Below are 18,142 nucleotides of genomic sequence, written 5' to 3' on the forward strand. Positions count from 1 at the left end.
CGTTATCGTCCGGTCAGAGCGATGTGTAACGAAGCCAGCTTGTACCGCGTGCCGTGTCATTCGCGTGAATGACATCTGAGAGTTTCGATCACCTTACTGTCAGGGGCCTGTGGCACAGTCGAGATTCGGACATTGGGAGGAGTGTCGTGGGAACGTTCCTGAAGGACCAGGCGGACGACGAAGAGTTTCGTATCCGTCAGGGCCTCAAGAAAGTGGGCCTGTTCTTCGAGTTCAATCTTGACGAGGACGAGCTGCGACGATGCCAAGAGCTGTTCGGTCGCATTGCTGTTCACGACATTCGAGTAGGCAACTCCTCCCGGCTCATCGAGCGATATCCAGCGCTCACCCTGGCCACCCTGGTCGGGCATGCAGGATTGGCTTACGATCAGGGCCGCTACTGGGAAAGTTTCTGGGACGAGATCGGCCTCGAACGGGACCATGACTTCGAAAACGCACTTCGGAGAGCCCTCGCCACGATCCTCAAAAAGTTCGAACTTCGAGATTTCCCAGAATTCAGCGGCCGCAACTACGTCATGACAATGGCGATGCACGCCGGAATCCCGGTGCGGTGCCTCGGTGACCTGGTCGAGACCATCGAGGGACACATCCGGCAGGGCCGCGACGCAACCGGCGCAGCGCTGCTCGAATGGATGACCGCACCGGGCATGGACCTCAGAATGAACCGCCTCGATGTGCCAGTTCGCAACTTCCTGAAGTACGGCGGGGACATCGCCGTGGACGTCCTCGACCGGATCATCGACTTTCTCGCGTACACGCTGGAGCACCCCGATACCTGGAACGACCTCGAACTCGACACTTCCACCACGGGGTTGCCCAGCGTCCTCCTCAGCGGACTGATCGAGCACTTGCACGAACGGCCGTTTCTAGCGGCCGAAGACGGAGTTGCGGCGCCACGCGGGATACGCCAGCGTCGCATTCCGCTTATCAGTTTTTCGGTGCAGGATGACGAGGTCCTCATCGACGTCCCGTACCCAGACAACGGCGCAGACGAACCGTGGAAGCTCACCGTCAGCGGAAGTACCCGCGACGTGTACGCGGAGAGTGGATGGGGTGTCGACGACGGTGAACACCCGCCGACCCCCGCGGCCATTACAGCTCCAGCCCGCGAGGTGTTGCTCGTACACGAGGCGTCCGGAGCCAACCACAACGTTCCGGTCTTTGACTCCGCTGATCCGCTGTTGCTCTTCACAGTCGACGGCAGATTGCTGCGGCGTTCTGCAACCCTGCCTCGGGGCCTCGTTCTTGCGTTGCATCCACGAGACGCGCAGGTCACCGACGCTGTGGCGAATACGGCCGTTCGCGTGGTCGACGATCCGAGGGTCCCGTCCGGGTGGACCGGATGGCGCGTCGAAACTGTTGATCTGACAGGGCACGACTCGATCCTGTTACGGCGCAGCGGCCGCCCGGACGGTCCCGTGCGAGGTGTTCGGTCGCTTGGCTCGCCTAGCTTTGTGCCCTCCGAACCTATCCCCGGTCTGTTCACCCCGAACGGGCTACGCGTACACGCCGAGCGACCCAGCGTGGATTTGCCGGCGTATGTCGGGGCCGAGCCGGTGCTGTGGCGGGTTCGTGCGCGCAGGTCTGGCGAAAGGGAGTGGCTGGTCGACTGTGAGTGGGAGTCCGGTACGGAGGAAACGACACTCGACCCCTTCGACGGTGTAGAGCCGGGCCTGCTTGGCCTATTCGAAATCGAAGCAGGTAGTGGACACGGCCTGAACCAACTGTTCACAATTTTGTTGGCCGAAGGCATCGGAGTCGATCACGGAGGTACTTTCCGTCCTCCAGTCAGCGGCGGTCTAGTCGCGAGCGTGACCGAGGTGACGTCCGAGCACGGCCTGATCGTCGACACGACCAGTCTCGCGTTTCTTGTCTCCGATCGGGAGCACGAAATTCGCGTGCGCTCCGGCGATCGTGCCCAGAAGCTAATCGTTCGGCCACCGTACGCGGAGACGCGCATCGACAAGGTCGGCACACCCACACAGTGGCGCACTTCGCCGCGCGCGCTGAGCACGCAGGATCTCGAAGAACATGCAGTCATCGCGGTTCGAGTTCCCGGTGCGGTCCGCGCGACCGTTGTGCTGCTCGACAATCGCGAGCAGCCCGTACAGCATGAAGCTCCGGATACCCCGTCGGAGAATGTTTTTCAGGTATCTACACGGCGATTCGTCGATACCGCTCGTAGAGTGGGCGTCTGCAAGCTGGTCGCATTCGTCGATGATGAGGCCGGTACGAGCCACCGAATCGCGATCGCTGATGTGCGTCCCTCCCGTTTGTGCGAAGGGGTCCGACTCGACGGTTCGGGATTGGTCTTCGACAAGCTCGCCGACATCGAAGACCCAGGTGTGTGGGTGTGGGCTGCAACCGCGCCTTGGCAGCCAGTTTCGAGGATCGCCATAAGCGGCAACACGGCCGTACTTCCGAATGGGCTTCAGAACTCAGGGGACCTCCTCGTCACCGTCTTCGCCGACGACCCATTCGCTGTCATTACCCGCCCCACTCGACCCGACCGCGATGCGCTCCGAGTGACGCAGCCTGGTTGGATGCACGACACCGATCCGGGTCTCGACGGGTTGGCCCGGTTTTTGTCGGGGTCCGGTGAACCGCCCTTGATGCGACGGGCAACGGATGGCGCATGGGCAGCCCTAGCGATGCTGCCGTGGGACTCGTCGGATCCCACTTCGGAGCGAACACGAGGTGGGTTGCTTCGGATCATTGGTCGGCATCCCCGTGCTGCGTTGGAGGCGTTGGGTAGCAGCACCATTCCTCAGAACGAGATGATGCCATTGCTTATTCGGACTCAGCTCATCGACCGCCCGTTCTCGTCGAACGACACCCTCAACGACCTGCACGCGAACGCCTGGGTAGGCTGCATGATCGAAATCTCGGACTTGCAGTCGCTACGTGATCGTGGCCGTGCAGTGGCGGGAGAAAGGGCGGAGACTCTGGCCTACCTCGAGACTCAGGGTGGGCAACAGCTGATGGAATTGCTACGGCAAGGGAAAATGAGCGACCCCCGCTCAGGGGTGTTCGATCCAAATGTCCTCACAGTCCACGGAATGACGCAGGAACAGGTCGAGGGTCTGTTCGAGTACTTCCGATTGGTGCCCGGTGGACTTCTCGATGTCGATACCCGCACGAGTGCAACGGTGGATGCTTTCCATAGACGTGCAGATTGGGCACTCGAAGACGCTTGCCGCGAACTGCCAGGTCACGTCAGTCGCGTTCTGCGGGCTCTAAAGAAGGCGTCACCGGGCTTGTATGACCTCGTCGTGGCTCGCAACGAAGTTCTGCACGGCGTGGACACCTCGGCACATCCGTGGATGCTGTTGTCTGTGCAGTCGCTCGCCCTTGCAGCCGTCGCGCGGTTGGAAGCGTTGGGCGAGTTCGAATACTCGCCGATGACCACGGAGATGCGGAATGCATGGGCTGTCATGGCCGAGTACTTTCCGGCAATGGTTGCCGGCGACCTGCTGATTGCGGAAGCGCTTGCTGCGCATCTTGCTCATGGAGACTTGATCGGAGAGACCGCATGACAGATCGGCTCGACCCACTCGCCGCCGGTGCTGGAATCGAAGCGGGATACAAACGGTATCTCAAAACGCTGCTCGCGCCTCGCGATCCAGCGCTCGCAACAGCATTCGACTCCGCGATTGACGAGTCGACTTTACTGACAAAAGGTCCGCTTCTGGAGCTGACGCCGCCGTACGCCCCAGGCGCCACGCTTGCAGACCTCGTTTCAGATGGCACCTTGCACCGCGACTTTCCTCAACTAGCAAGTGCCGCCCTCCCGATGGACCGGCCGCTCTATCAACATCAGGAGGCTGCGATTCGGAAAGTGGTCGCTGGTCGCAACCTCGTTGTTAGTACAGGAACCGGGTCAGGTAAGACCGAGAGTTTCCTGCTGCCAATTCTCAACTCGCTGCTGGAAGAACGTGCCAATGGCACACTTGGCCCCGGTGTGCGCGCGCTGCTGCTATACCCAATGAACGCACTTGCGAACGACCAGCTCAAACGCCTGCGCGGACTGTTGACGAGCATGCCCGACATCACGTTTGGCCGTTATACCGGTGAAACAGTGCAGAGCACGCGAGATGCGGAGTCGGGCTTTCGGTCGTCGAACCCCGGCCAAGAGCCGCTACCGAACGAAATGCTCAGCCGCGATCAGATGCGCGTCGCGCCGCCGCACATCCTGCTCACCAACTACGCCATGCTCGAGTATCTGTTACTACGGCCGGCCGACCTTGAATTGTTCGACGGCGAACATTCGGGCACTTGGAAGTTCATCGCCCTCGACGAGGCTCACGTCTACGACGGTGCGCAGGGCGCCGAAGTTGCGCTACTGCTTCGACGGCTGCGTGAACGAGTCGGCCGAGCACGACCCCTACAGTGCATCGCGACATCTGCGTCACTCACTGGGCGAACGCCGGAATCCCAGGGGATCGAGGCGACTACGTTCGCACACAACCTCTTCGACGTTCCCTTCGACTTCATCGATGACGAACCGGACCTACAAGACCTCGTTACCCCGACTCGGCTGAAACGCCGGGAAGCACCCGATTGGACCATCGACGATCAACTACTGCTGACCCTCGCAGACCTCGACGCGCCGCTGGATGCCGTAGCAGCAAACAGTCCGGACGGTGATTCCGCTGCTGCACTGGACACCGAACAACGCACAACCGATCTCCAATCGACGCTTGCACGGGGGCCCGTCGCAGTGCATGACCTCGAGGAGCAGATGTGGCCAGGTGATGCTGACGCTGGCGCCAAGTTGGAGGCGCTCGTTGCACTCGGGTCGCGAGTGCGTGACAGTGCTGGAAACCCGGTGCTGTCCGCGCGGTACCACATGTTTGTTCGCGCGACCGAAGGCGCCTACGTGGTGTTCACCGATGACGGTCCGTCCGTCGTTCTCGGTCGTCATGAGGTCGATCCGATCACCGGGCGCGCAGTATTCGAGTTCGGCACCTGTCAGCGCTGCGGGGCTGTTCACTTGGCCGGCGATCGTGAGACGGTCAAGGGGCGTGAGTACTTCCGGCCGGTAAAGCGCGAGGACCGGGTGCGGTGGCTCGTCTTGACGGACACCACAGGCGACGGACTTATCGACGAAGACGAAGCCACTTTGTCAGAGGACGGTGCAGAGGAAACGGAAACCAGTATTCGTCGTCTGTGCGCTGGATGCGGCGCACTCGGCACCGGTGCGTGCATTGACCCGAAATGCCCGGGTGGGCCGTCGCTCGGTGTGCGTGAACATACGAGAACCTCTGCGGTCATGAGTAAATGCACCGAATGTGGTGCCCGTTCGCGTCAGGTGATCCGTCGGCTTCGCACCGACACGAACGCAGCTCCGGCCGTGATCACTACAGCGTTGTATCAGCACATCCCGGCCGCAACTGACAAGACTGTGGAGGAGGTCGGCGAGGGACGAAAGCTTCTCATGTTCTCGGACTCTCGCCAAGCGGCTGCATTCGCCGCACCGTACCTCGGGAAGACGTACGGCCGGATGCTCGAACGCCGATACCTGACCATGGTGCTCACCGATCCCAAGCACCGCGACGACGAGTTGTCAGCAGAGGACCTTGCTGACTATGCCTCCAAGAAAGCGCGTCAGGCCTACCACTTCGAGGAATCGGTCACACGCCGTACAATTGAACGCACCGTCAATCCGTGGGTCATGGCCGAGTTGATGGCGCTGGACACGCGCCAGTCTCTCGAGGGCCTCGGATTGATGGGCGTGCGGATGTTCCGCTCTCGCCGCACGGAATTGCCTCCTGCATTCGAGAAGCTTGGACTGAGCCCCGACCAAGCGTGGGGGTTTCTCAACGAACTACTCAAAGCAGTTCGCTTGCAGGGCGCAATAACCCTTCTCGACAGCGTTGATATCAAACAAGAAATCTTCGAACCCCGGAACACCCAGATTTACATCCGGTCGATGAATTCCGACGCAACAAAGCGAATCATCAGTTGGTTGCCTGCCGGTAGACCGGGAACAACGAACAACCGAATCTTGTTGGCCCGGAAGGTTCTCGCGGCCCTCGGCGCTACGATGCCTGCTGAGAAGTTCCTCGAGGGCTGCTGGAGATTTCTGCTCGAACATGAGTATCTCCGCCTGGTCCCGCACAAGACCGCAGGCGACGTGTATCAGGTAGACCACGAGAAGCTGCGTATCGTCGCCGGTGCCGACTGCGAGTGGTACCAGTGCTCGGCGTGCCGCCGCCTCACCATCAACGATGTTCGAGGTGTCTGCCCATTCGGCGGATGTGACGGAACCGTCTCGCCGTTCGTCGTGCCCGACGCCGCGGATGACACCAACCACTACCGCAACACGTATCGAAACTTGCGTCCGGCGCCCCTATCCGCCATGGAACACACTGCGCAGTGGGAATCAAAGAAAGCCGCGTCAATTCAGAAGGACTTCATCGATGGCAAGGTGAACGTACTGTCGTGCTCAACGACCTTCGAACTCGGTGTCGACGTTGGCGATCTTCAAGCGGTGGTGTTGCGCAATATGCCCCCGAAGACTGCGAACTACGTGCAGCGCGCCGGGCGCGCGGGTCGCCGTGCTGCTTCCGCGGCTCTCGTTCTGACCTACGCCAAGCGTAGTTCGCACGATTTGTCGAAGTACCAGAACCCGGAATCAATGATTGCCGGCGAGATGCGAATCCCCTGGATTCCTATCGAGAACGAAAGGATTGCGAGACGGCACGCACATTCAATTGCTCTCGCCGCATACTTCCGATACCGCCATGAGAACGACGACGTGACTTGGAAGCACGCAGGTGAGTTCTTCACCCCTAGCAGCGACGGCCAGGATTCCCCAGGAGCACAGGTGCGGACGTTCCTGACCCCGGTCCCGACCCGCGTGGAATCGGCAATCGCAGAGGTCATCCCACCGTCGATCGCAACGGCGGTGGGGATCGAGGACGGCAGTTGGGTCGCGCGGTTGTGTGAACTCTTGGCGATAGCAGAATTAGAGATGCGCAACGACATCGACACTTACCGGGAACTCATCGACCAAGCGGTCGGATCAAAGAATCTCGGCCTCGGTGCTCGTCTCCAACGGACATTGAAGACGATCGAGAGCCGCCAACTTCTCGGGTACCTGGCGAACAAGAATATCTTGCCGAAGTACGGGTTTCCGGTCGACACGGTCGAATTGCGCACCACCCACTGTGAGGGTGATGTAGGCGCGTCGCTCGAGCTCTCTCGTGATCTCAGCCAAGCGATATACGACTACGCACCAGGCAATCAGGTGGTAGCGGGTGGCAAACTGTGGACGTCCCGAGGTCTGCACAAGCTCCCCAAACGAGAATTGGTCGAGCTCAAGTACCGAACATGCGCGGCTTGCCAGCAGTTCCAGAGCGGTACGGAACTTGACGTCGACGAGGTGTGCCCGAGCTGCCAGCAGCAGTTCGGGAAGATTCGTCGTTTCGTTGTTCCTGAGTTCGGCTTCGTTGCCGATCGCAGGGTTGAGGATGTGAAGCCCGAACCACCGCAACGCCGTTGGGGAGGAAGCAGCTACGTGGAAAGTCTCGGTGACATCAGTGATCCGTTTCCCTGGCATTCCACCGGGGGAGTCGAGGTGCTGGCTCGGGCAGGTACACGTGCTCGGATGGTGGTCATCTCTGATGGCGGCGGCGTCGGGTTCCAGCTCTGCGGCTGGTGCGGATGGGCGGCCCCGATGGACAAGAAGTCCAGCAAGAGCGCTCACAAACACCCAGTCACGGACAAGCCGTGCGAGGGAACGACTCGCATTGTCTCGCTGGCCCATCGTTACGAGACGGACGTCGCAGAGTTCTCGTTCGGATCGATTGCTTACGACAATGATTCGGTCGGTCGTTGGCTGTCTGTCCTGTACGCGCTGCTCGAGGGCGCCTCGGAAGCGCTGGAAATCAGCCGGGACGATATCGACGGGACACTGTCATGGACACCGGATAGCCGCAGGAGCTTTGTCCTCTTCGACACCGTTCCTGCCGGTGCAGGCGCAACCAAGAAGATTGCGGAGAATCTTGAAAAAGTCATCCAGTTCGCGGTCGATCGCGTCACGAGATGCGACTGCGGTGAGGAAACCTCGTGCTACGGGTGTTTGCGATCGTTCCGCAATGAGCGCTACCACGAACAGTTGTCGAGGAAAGGCGCGCTTTCGATCTTCGCCGAACTGAAGGTGGAGGCAACGCCGGAGGTGGTCGACGGTCCGTGGGGAGAAACACTCGCCTACACATCGCAGTCCGTCATCGAGCTGTTGTTGGAGCTATCGCTACTCGGGGTCGGGAAGCCGGAGCTGGGAATCGATCTTGGAGAACATTATTGGCCTGTCGAGGCCCTGTGGAAGGAGCCGAAGGTCGTACTGGTCGAAGGTGGTGACGACGACCGGGACAGTGGATTGGCAGCCGAGGGTTACACCGTTGTCAGGGTCGAGAACACCACCGCCACCGAATTGGTCCCGATGCTGGTTGGGGTCTGACTCATGCGACCAGTTCATGGCTTCGATTCGCTGCGGAGGCTACGGTTGCGTTTCGGGAAAGGCGTCGTGAATGACCTCGATGAGTTTCCTCGCCATCTCGACGTTCAGCTGAATCGATTGGCTGCTCTTCGGAGCTGACTTCCGATGGTCGGATCCAAAGGTAGTCAGATGCAGAAGTCTGGAGCCTTCTCTGTCATCGACAACAGCAAAGTGGCAGTCAACCTCGGTCGTGTGGGGTTTAATCTTCTGTTTGCCTGGTTCTATAGATCTGACGCGTGCCATGAATTCACCTTCTTCTAGTCAAATGCGTGAGTGCGCTTGATTCATTGTCTCGGCAGGCCACCGGACGCGACGCTGCGGAAGATGGATCTGCTCTGAATTATTCGGGTCACGACGGACTGCGCAAGGTCCTCGATGGTCTTGGGTCCCTGGTCGCCTCTCCTCGTGAGCTCGTCGAGCAGCTCCCTGCGTTGGCTCGGGGACAGGGTAGCCAAGTAGTCTCGGGCGACCGTCGGCGCCTGTGATCGCAGACTTCTGCCTGGGGTACGCGTCTCCACACCTCCCAGGCGAACAAGTATCGACTCTCGCGCTACGTGCATCCTTGATTGATAGGAAATCCTCGGCGAAAGTTGCTTAGCCGGGACTTGTCGGTCATGGTCAGGGACCGCGAGGTTCGGCGACTTTCTTGGTCTTCGGTGCTTTTTCGGTTGGGGCTTTGTTGGTTTGGGCGCGGGAGCAGCAAGCCCCAGCTCCTTTGCGTTGTTGAGCAATCGTTGCGCCAACGTGGCTTTACGCTCAGCCTTCGTTTCTCTGTAACACCTGCGGCATAACTCAATTCCCCAGTCGGAAGGGTTTCGGCACCTGGCGCATACGCGTCGATCGGAGTCAGCCATTACGAACCGACCCGGTACATTTCATTCACCTTGATGAGCCGCCCGCGTTGGATGCCCAACTCGATGACTGCCTCCAACCGCTCCCGCGTGGGCCCTGTCAGACGCTTCTGATTGAACGTCTGCAACGTCTGGCGCAGCAGGACGTCGTAATCGGGTTGCCCAGTACGAGCGCAGACCGACATCATGGCATTGATTATTTCCTCGGGTGCCACGTCGGTGAGTGGCCGGTTCAAGTCGCTGGACGTCTTCCTGAACCCTCGCCAGGTTGCGCGATCGAGCTCTTTCGGCCACACAAAGCTGCCGAGTTCGTCGGACCTCTCGATCAATTCTTCCGGCACGGACTGGAGCACGAAGTCGCGTCGGGCAGCCGCGACACGGTCGAACCCGAAGCGTCGAGCCACGTTTCGAGCCAACCTGTCGAGCGAAATCGGGCCTTCGATTGACACCGTCTCCTGAACAGCCCGCATGATCGTGTTCTTCACGGCAGGCGAGTGCATTCGATCGAGATCGTCGCGCACGCCCAGCATCGAACTCGATGCCTCGACGTAGGCGATCCCGCGGCCATGCCAGTCTCGTGGTTCCTCGAATGACGCTGTAGGTTCCTCGACGGCTATCCGAGCCACCAGCGCCGGTTCTTCCGGCTCTGACACGCTGTCGGTCGATGGCGCGGGCTTGAGCCATCGTTCGGCGTCGGGTGCGAATTCGTCGGGCAGGATCAACGGCTCGTCGGCGGTGACCGCCGCTGCGGCAATCGCCGCAGCTTGCGCTTCGGCTGCGGCGTCGATCTGGGCCTGCCGCGCTGCTATCCGCTCCTTCGAAGCCGCGATCGCGTCTCCGACCTGGGCGATGACGGCATCCGGGCCGTCGATCCAGTCGGGCAGCCACACACGCACCGACGAACCCCAATGCATCATCGATTCCAGCAGCTGCGGCGTCAGGTCGCGGTCCGCCACCGTCGGACGCTGTGCCCACTGCGGACCGTCCAGCAATATCGCCACCTGCCACTGCTTCGAACCCGGCTCACGCACAACCACATCCAGTACGAAATCGGAAAGGCCGTAGTTCGCTTCGACCTCGTACCCGTGGTCGCGGAGCGACTGGACCAATCCTGCTTGCATCTCGTCCGACGCGGCCCGCGAATGAGTCGGGCGTGCGTCGTCCGTGCGGGACGCCTGAGCGGCTTGTTCCAAATAACCACGTAAATGGGCGATTCCGACGGATCGTGTGCATGAGAGGTCGATGTCCGTGGGCTCGAACGAGGTATAGATGATCACCTTGCGCCGTGCGCGGGTAATCGCCACGTTCAGTCGTTTCTCGCCACCGGTCCGCGTCAGCGGACCGAAGTTCAGTGGCAGCTTGGGATCGTCCGGCTTCTTCGAGAACGCTGCGCTGAACAGGATGACGTCACGCTCGTCACCCTGCACGTTTTCGAGGTTCTTGACGAAGATGCCGTCGTCGCGATCCTCGCGCAGCTGGTCGAGGATCAGCGGATCACCCGATGCTTCGAGCAGGTCGCGTACCAAGGTCTGCTGTTGTGCGTTGAACGTGACGACTCCGATGCTCTGCGCTGCGAGATGCGCGTTCGACAGTCGACTACGGATCTCGGCGACGATCGCCTCGGCCTCAACGATATTGGTGCGCGGACGGTCTTTGGTCTCGCGATTGAAATGACCGTCGACGCGTCGCCACTCGACTCCGGCGGTGTCGTCGCCACCCGGCGACGGGAGGCTCGCAAGCCGGCCCTCGTAGTACTTCTCGTTCGAGAATGCGATGAGCGACTCGTCCTGGCTACGGTAATGCCACGACAACCACAACCGGGGGACACCGGACTCCACGGCCTCCGTAAGGATGCTGTCTAGATCCTCGGGGATGACCTCGTCGTCCTCGGTGTAGTCGTCACGGTCGTTGGTGCTCACGACGCCGATGGCCGTCGGCGGCATCTGCTGGGAATCACCTACGATGACTGCCGATCGGCCGCGTCCCAACGCTCCGATGGCCTGGGGAACTGTCACCTGAGATGCTTCGTCGAACACCACAAGATCGAATGTCACCGACCCCGGTGGGACGAACTGTGCGAGCGACGTGGGACTGACGAAGAAACACGGTGTTGCTTCGAGAATGTAGGTCGAGTATCGATTCATCAACTGCCGGAACGTGGTTCCGCCGCGTTTCGCATCGAGTGCGCGCCGGAGATGGCCGACGTCGCCCGTCAGAGAACCAGCCTGGAAAGATCGCCGTTCGAGTAGCGCAGCCGGCAGCGCGCTGATCTGCTCGGACCGGCTCGCGGCCGAGGCGTCAGCGAAGTCGTCGATCTGGCCATCCTTGATAGCTCGATCGAACTGCGACAAGCCGTGTTTGCGGCGTCGCTCGCCCAGGGATGTCTGAGCGACGCCGCGCATGAACGCGATCTCGGCCTGGTTTGCTGGTATCGCGCCCGTCAACAGTTCGCGGACCAGGTCATTCAGGCCCGCTGATCGGAGTGGGTTGAGAAATGCAGTCATCGTCGACCACTGGCGGATCGGTGCACTGCCATCTGTCCGAATCGCATCGAGCCACAGCTGTGAGTCGCGTTGCCACGCGGTGAGCCAGTGTGTGTTGTTTCGCCAGCGGTCGATGTCGGCCTCGCTCGACCCCAGGATCTGACGCCAGCTGCGCCATCCGTGGGCGACGCCTTCGAGCGTGTCGATGTCGTGTGGCGTTACGGGTCCCGCAGCGGCGAGAAGCTGCCAGAGCTGCCCCTGCGTCCGTGCGAACATCGCGGTCTGTTCGATGTAATCGAATTGCACCTGAAGCTGCTGTGCAGCATCGGGACTGAACGGATTCCAGGTCTGCGGCGCGTAGTGCGCCAACAGTTGCCGCATGTGTTGGACGGTCTGCGACGTGAGCTGGCGTGCACTGGGAATCGATCTGAGGAGTGGGAGTGCAGCTTCTGGACCGAGCTGCACACCGGGCAGTAGGGCAGGTGCGACGTCCCGTGCAAAATGTTCTACCCGCTTCTTCTTGCCGAAGAGCCCCTTCGTTGCTTCTTCGGCGGCGAGCGCGAGCGTGTCGGCGTCGCCATGTTCGATGAAACTGGGTGTAAACACAGATGTCAGCGGGCCGCATTGCTGCTGCAGTAGGGCGATCTCGCCGAAGAGTGCCTGCTTCGATGTCGACCATTGAGCGGACTGAGCCAGGGTCAACACGTCGACCGACGGGATCGCACGGCCGATCTGACGCCGCGCCTGGGGAAGAAGTTGTTCGATCGATCCTGGTGCCTGCACCTTCTCGACGACCGATCGAACCGCGGGGCTGCGGAGAACGGCGTCCAGCGCGGCAGCCAGCTGTGCTGCGACCGCGCGAAAGTTGTCGTCGGTGGCTTGGGCGTCGATGATTCCGGCGATCGACCACGGGTTCTCCGTACTTATCGAAATCGACCGTGCGGCCCGTTCGAACTGCTGCAGGGCGCTGGTGATCTCACCTACCGGCGCCGACGGATCGGCGACGAACGCCGCGGGGATCGTCGCGACCGGTCCGTCGCCGAGACCGAGAATCGTGTCGTACGCGGTCCACAATGAATGGTCGACGCCGTTCTTCTCGTGAATCTTTGTCGGATAGTCCTCGAGCGGTACGTGGTGTGACCGGACATCGGCAAGCTTGGCCGCCCAAGACCGGTTGTTGTAGCTGGTCGAATGTTCAATTGCGCGCTTGAGCTGATCGCGGATCGCGTTGGCGCTCTGATTCTTTCCATGCAGGTCGAGCGTGAACTTCGTCAGCCCTACTTTGTCGAGCCGCTTCTTCACGACGTCGAGTGCGGCCTGCTTCTCGGCAACGAACAGCACCGACTTGCCCTGTGAGAGGGTGTGCGCGATGAGGTTGGTGATCGTTTGAGATTTACCCGTCCCGGGCGGGCCTTCCAGAACGAACGTGTGGCCGTCGGCAGCCAGGGCTACGGCACGGAGCTGGGAGCCGTCTGCGGGGATGGGAACTGGGACATCGAGCTCGTGCACCGGTACGGATTCGATATCGGAGCCGTCGGGTCGTCGTGCATCGCGGAAGGATTCGCCTGCGCTGTGCGTCAGGTGGCGGACGATGCGGCTCTGCTCCAGGATGTCCCAGTGATCGGTGAGGTCCTTCCACATTCCGAATGTCCCGAACTGGCAGATGGCGACCGACGCAGTCTCGTCGATCCGGAAGTCGAGGTTGTGCTCGACGAGCGCGGACCGTATGCCCTTGAGCGCCTCGTCGATGTCGATTCCGTGCTCATCGAGTGGCGGGTTCTCCAAGGCGGGGATCGACGCATTGTGTTTGAGGCGAAGCCACTCCACCAGGCAGTAGTTGGGTGTCGAGACTCCCGCGGTGTCGACCTTCAACTTGAACTGGCTGCGACCCGTACCGCCCACCACCTTCACCGGAAGCAGGAACAGGGGAGCGCGAGCGTCTTTGCCGCTGCTGGTGGTGTGGATCAGCCCGCCGAACGTCAAGTACAGGTTGGCGTTACCGGTCTCCTCGAACATCGTGTGTGCAGTGCGCTGAAGATGCTTGAGCCGTGCTGCGTAGGTGTCCTGGGTGACGACGGCGTGGATGCGCTTCCGGTCGCGTAGGTAGTCGAGGATGGTGGCGTCGTCGACGTCCTGTGCTCGCCTTGCGCCTTGGAGTGCGTGGATGGAACTGAGTTCGTCGTGGGCGATGAGCTCGATGTCGGTGCCGGCGTGGACGAGGTCGTCGAGCATCGCAAGGCCGGAGTTGGGTACGTGCAGGTCGATGACCTCGCGCATCGGCTTGAGGTTGAGAAGTCGATTTCGGGTACTGAGGTCCAGCAAGGAGCGCTTCCATTTTTGAACGCGTGGGGGAGCGGTGTCGGTGCTGTCGAGGACCAGGTCCGAGCTGTCCTGCGCGTCGAGCAGCTCGGTGGGAAGGTCCAGGTCAGCATTGACCGGTATCGGCGAACTCATTTCAGCCTTGACGGCTTCTACTTCATCCAGGCTCGGTAGCGGCCGGATACCGTCCTTGCGCGCCGACGAGATCGCGACAACGCCACGGAGCGCGCCGTGATCACTGAAGTGCCGACGTGCATCTGCCACAGCCTGTTTGAACGTGCCTCCCTCGGTGGTGTCGTAATACTTCGCTTCGACCGGAACGACGCGGCCGGACTCCACCAGATTGATCAGTGCGTTCGACTCGGTAATGGTCGAGTGTGCGAGCTGACTTTCTTCACGCATGAAACCGGCGAATGCGTGACCGTTGATCAGCCAGATCACCGGACGGATGCCGACGGCTTCGAGGCACGCCGCGTACGTGACGGCGAGGTCTATGCATGTGCCGAACCGTTCGTCGAGCACCTGCGCGGTCGTCCGGATCTTCTGTCCGGTGTGCTCGAAGGATGCGGGTGGATCGATGTAGCGGATCTGTTGGTGGCGCAGCGACTCGTAAATGCCTGCCGCGATCTGGGCAGCCCGTTCGGGGCCTTTCTGGTAGCCGCCGAGGGATGGATCGCCGGTCGCCGAGCCGAGCAAATTGGATGCCGCGTCGAGCACGGAATTGACTGCGCGGGTGTTGGGTTGGACGAAGGCGGCCAGGGAGTCGAAGAAGACCGGGGCGTTGAACCACTCGTTGTGTGCCAGCACGCGAATCGGGGCATTGAGGTGGATGTCCTCGCCCCACAATCGAGCTACCGTGACGGCGATCGTCGCGGGATGGCTTTCGTTCAGCTCGCGAAGGTGTGGAATCGGCGGAACGATCGACGAGTAGTTGGACCAGACGACGTTCTCGCCGACGCGAAGCGCGCCGTCGTGGACGTCGGCTCGCTCTGGCGACAGTTGCTCACCGGCGCCGAACAGTTGGACGGACACCTTTACATCGACCACGTCTGCGTCGGAGAGGTTGACTACCTCGACGCTGGTGATCAGCGGGACGCCGTTGTGGACGAGCGCGAGATTGACAGCGGGATGAGCATGGACCTCGATCGACAAGCCGTCGACCACCGTGTGAAACGGGTTGTGCTCCTGGCCGAGATCCTGCATCTGTCCTCCGAACTCCGTCGTTCATCGCTCTGTCGATGGTCGCGGTGTTGCCGCCAACCTTCATACGCTAGAGGGACCCACCGACAGAATGCTGGGAAGAACGGTATCGGACATAGAGGGTCCGTGCTTACCGATGCTAAGAGTGTTGGCAGTGGTTCATTTGGGTGAATGACGCCGGGCGAGGTCGAAAGTGGTTCGTTGCGGCACTGGTCGAGTTGTCGGTTAACGTCGTAATTGTTCGGTGAGACGAGGGGGATCTGATGGCGAACAGCGGTGGACAGTGGCAGCCCTACCCGCTGTGGGGTGGCCGAGGCGACTGGTGCGACGAGGAAGTCGTCGGAGTTCATGCATATGTCGACGCGATCCGGGCGACCTTGGGTTCGGACTTCGATCCTTCGGGTTCCACTGTCCGACGCACTGTCGAGTTGATTCCCGAGCCCGACAATCCGCACGATCGCTACGCGGTGTCGGTGCGAGCATCGAATTACCTCATCGGTTATCTCGCACGTGAGCGCGCGATCCTGTTCCACAACCGGTTGATGGATCTCATCAACCGGGGGCTCGTCCCGACGGTGCCTGCCTCGATTCGCGCCTATGACCAGAACCGCTGGGACGACCGACCCGGTGTTCCCATCGACTTGGCCGTCAATATCGACGTTCAGGTCAGCGAGCCACACCTCATACTTCCCGGCAACGAACCTCCCAGAGTCCCGTACACGGTGCTGCCTCACGGATACTCGGTCCAGGTGACGAAGGTGGACGACCACTTCGATGTGCTCCGGCACTTCGTCGAGCCGGAAGGCGAGCTCGAACTGCTCGTCACGCTGCACGAGATCGAAGTCAGCACGGCCAAGACCGAGAAGAAGGTTGTCGAGGTGCGGGTCGAGGACCACCGAATCGGCCAACTGACTCCGCAGACGAGCGCAAAGTTTCTACCCGCTGTCCGACACTTGGAGAGCCGGGGACTGGTAACGGTAGGTCGCGGCTGGTTCAAGGGTTCGTCCGTTTCGGCGCAAGTGTCGCTGATGGCCGCAAAAGCCCACGAGCTGCCGGATGATTTCCTGACCGGCGATCCGAGGACTGTGATTCCGCTTAATCGCCCCCGGCGGACGCCGGTCGCCGATGAAGTGCCTGTTGCCTCAGCTAAAACATCGGCTAGTAGGACCTTCGTTATCGAATTGGTCACCTCGCAACCCCTGACGCCCTGGCAGCAGAAGGAAGCGCTCAAGCTTCTGCGTGCTGCAGCGTCGGCGCTGGGCGAACCTGCTGACGAGCCCACGGTGACGGACAGCACGATACGTGCCGTGGTGCTCCACGAACACGCTGAGATGATCGCGAATGCAATTGCAGGAATCGAGGATTCGGATTTTTCGTTAGCGAACGGGTATCGGCTAGGGAGCAGGTAGCCACGGCTGCGCTGCGCCTGGCAGTATGATCAATACGAGTTTTGTAGATCGAATTTGAGGTCAGTAATCGTGCGTTTCGATCCTAACGACCAGTACCGTTCGTGAGTAGTTCACACAGATGGGTGAGGTAATGACTGCGGATGAAGGTACGAAATCAGGGCAACCTGGCGAGTCCTCTCAATCTGGCGCAGGTGTTGGGTCCAGTGACACCGGTGGAGGGGCGCGTCCAAAGTCGGCCGGCAGGTCGAAGCCAAGCAAGAAAAGCGGTCCCCGGAAGGCTTCGAAGGTGGCGTCTGGCAAGAAACGGGTTGGTGCGAAAACGCGCCCCGCTGTTGTGGCCAAGTTTCCCCGCCACACGCTGGTGCAGGCGCTTCGCATACCGGAAGCTATCTATAAACAAAATGGTGGAAACCCGGCAACTACGAAGGAAGCGGTCACATTCGCTGGGGGTCGTTCAGTGACCGGTGCGTATCAACTAGAGATATCATCCGCCAAAAAGTACGGCTTTCTCAAGCTGGAGGGCGGCAAGTTGGCTCTCGAGGAGAGGGCGCGGCGCGCAATTGCGCCTCAGTCTGAGGGCGACAAGGTCGCTGCTTTCCGCGAGGCGGTCCTGGCTGCGCCTGAGATCTCCGACGTCTATAATTTCTATCGTGGAGAAAATCTGCCCGATTCGAACTTTTTGGTCAATGCTCTGACGGACAAGTTTGGAATTCCTGCCGACAAGACTGCCGAGTTTCTCTCGATCTTGACTGACTCGCTAGAGCAAGCGGAGTTGGTAGACAGTTCAGGCGACAGGCCTAGGCTCCGCGATATTGGAAGGGATGAGCGACATCAATTTTCATCTGCAGAGACGCCTAACAGGCCTCTGGGCTCTCCAGTGGTCAAGGGGCAGGGTACTTGTTTTGTAATGCAGCCATTTCAAGCGCCTCTTGGTGGATATTATGAATCAATTTTCTTGCCCGCGATCGAACAGACTGGACTTTCCGCAGTACGAGCCGATGCGGATATCTTCGGAACCGGAAAGATCATAGATCAAATTTGGCGCGGGATTAGGGGTGCCACTGTGTTGATTGCTGAGCTTACGACCAAGAATCCAAATGTCTTTTACGAGCTGGGTCTTGCGCATGCATTGCAGAAACCGGTTATCCTGGTCTCCTCGAATCAGGACGATGTGCCCTTCGATCTCAGACACATTCGAGTGATTCTTTACGACAAATCAGATCCGTTTTGGGGCACCAAGCTCATCGATAAGGTAGCCGACAATGTTCGCTCGGCAATGCACGACCCTGAAGATGCAATTTTTAGGATTGAAGATGTCCGGTAGCAACATGGTCTTATAAAAAGTCGTATGTATACGGC

Annotated in this window: 5 protein-coding genes; 4 read left to right on the plus strand and 1 reads right to left on the minus strand. The window is 60.4% G+C overall.

Going from position 1 to position 18,142, the window contains the following annotated elements; translation table 11 throughout:
* Positions 1-146 precede the first annotated feature (146 nt).
* Positions 147-3,554, plus strand: coding sequence for a hypothetical protein (locus BH95_RS11160; protein WP_037182163.1), 3,408 nt, complete (start codon positions 147-149; stop codon positions 3,552-3,554).
* On the plus strand, positions 3,551-8,482 hold the full coding sequence (locus tag BH95_RS11165; RefSeq protein ID WP_037182166.1) for a DEAD/DEAH box helicase: 4,932 nt from the start codon (positions 3,551-3,553) through the stop codon (positions 8,480-8,482). The genes BH95_RS11160 and BH95_RS11165 overlap by 4 nt, the downstream gene beginning before the upstream one ends.
* Before the next feature lie 892 nt (positions 8,483-9,374).
* Here BH95_RS11165 and BH95_RS11175 read toward each other — a convergent pair.
* Complete coding sequence (locus BH95_RS11175; RefSeq protein WP_052060023.1) at positions 9,375-15,377, minus strand: DUF3320 domain-containing protein; 6,003 nt, start codon at positions 15,375-15,377, stop codon at positions 9,375-9,377.
* Between the two features lie 539 nt (positions 15,378-15,916).
* On the opposite strand from BH95_RS11175, the gene BH95_RS11180 reads away from it, so the two are divergent.
* Positions 15,917-16,783 carry a hypothetical protein gene (locus tag BH95_RS11180; protein WP_157773063.1) on the plus strand — a complete coding sequence of 289 codons (867 nt, stop codon included), beginning with the start codon at positions 15,917-15,919 and terminating at the stop codon, positions 16,781-16,783.
* A gap of 286 nt (positions 16,784-17,069) precedes the next feature.
* Positions 17,070-18,107, plus strand: a complete 1,038-nt coding sequence (locus tag BH95_RS11185) for a hypothetical protein (protein ID WP_037182173.1) — start codon at positions 17,070-17,072, stop codon at positions 18,105-18,107.
* The last annotated feature ends 35 nt before the right edge of the window (positions 18,108-18,142 follow it).

The organism is Rhodococcoides fascians A44A (assembly GCF_000760735.1).
Taxonomy (GTDB): domain Bacteria; phylum Actinomycetota; class Actinomycetes; order Mycobacteriales; family Mycobacteriaceae; genus Rhodococcoides; species Rhodococcoides fascians_E.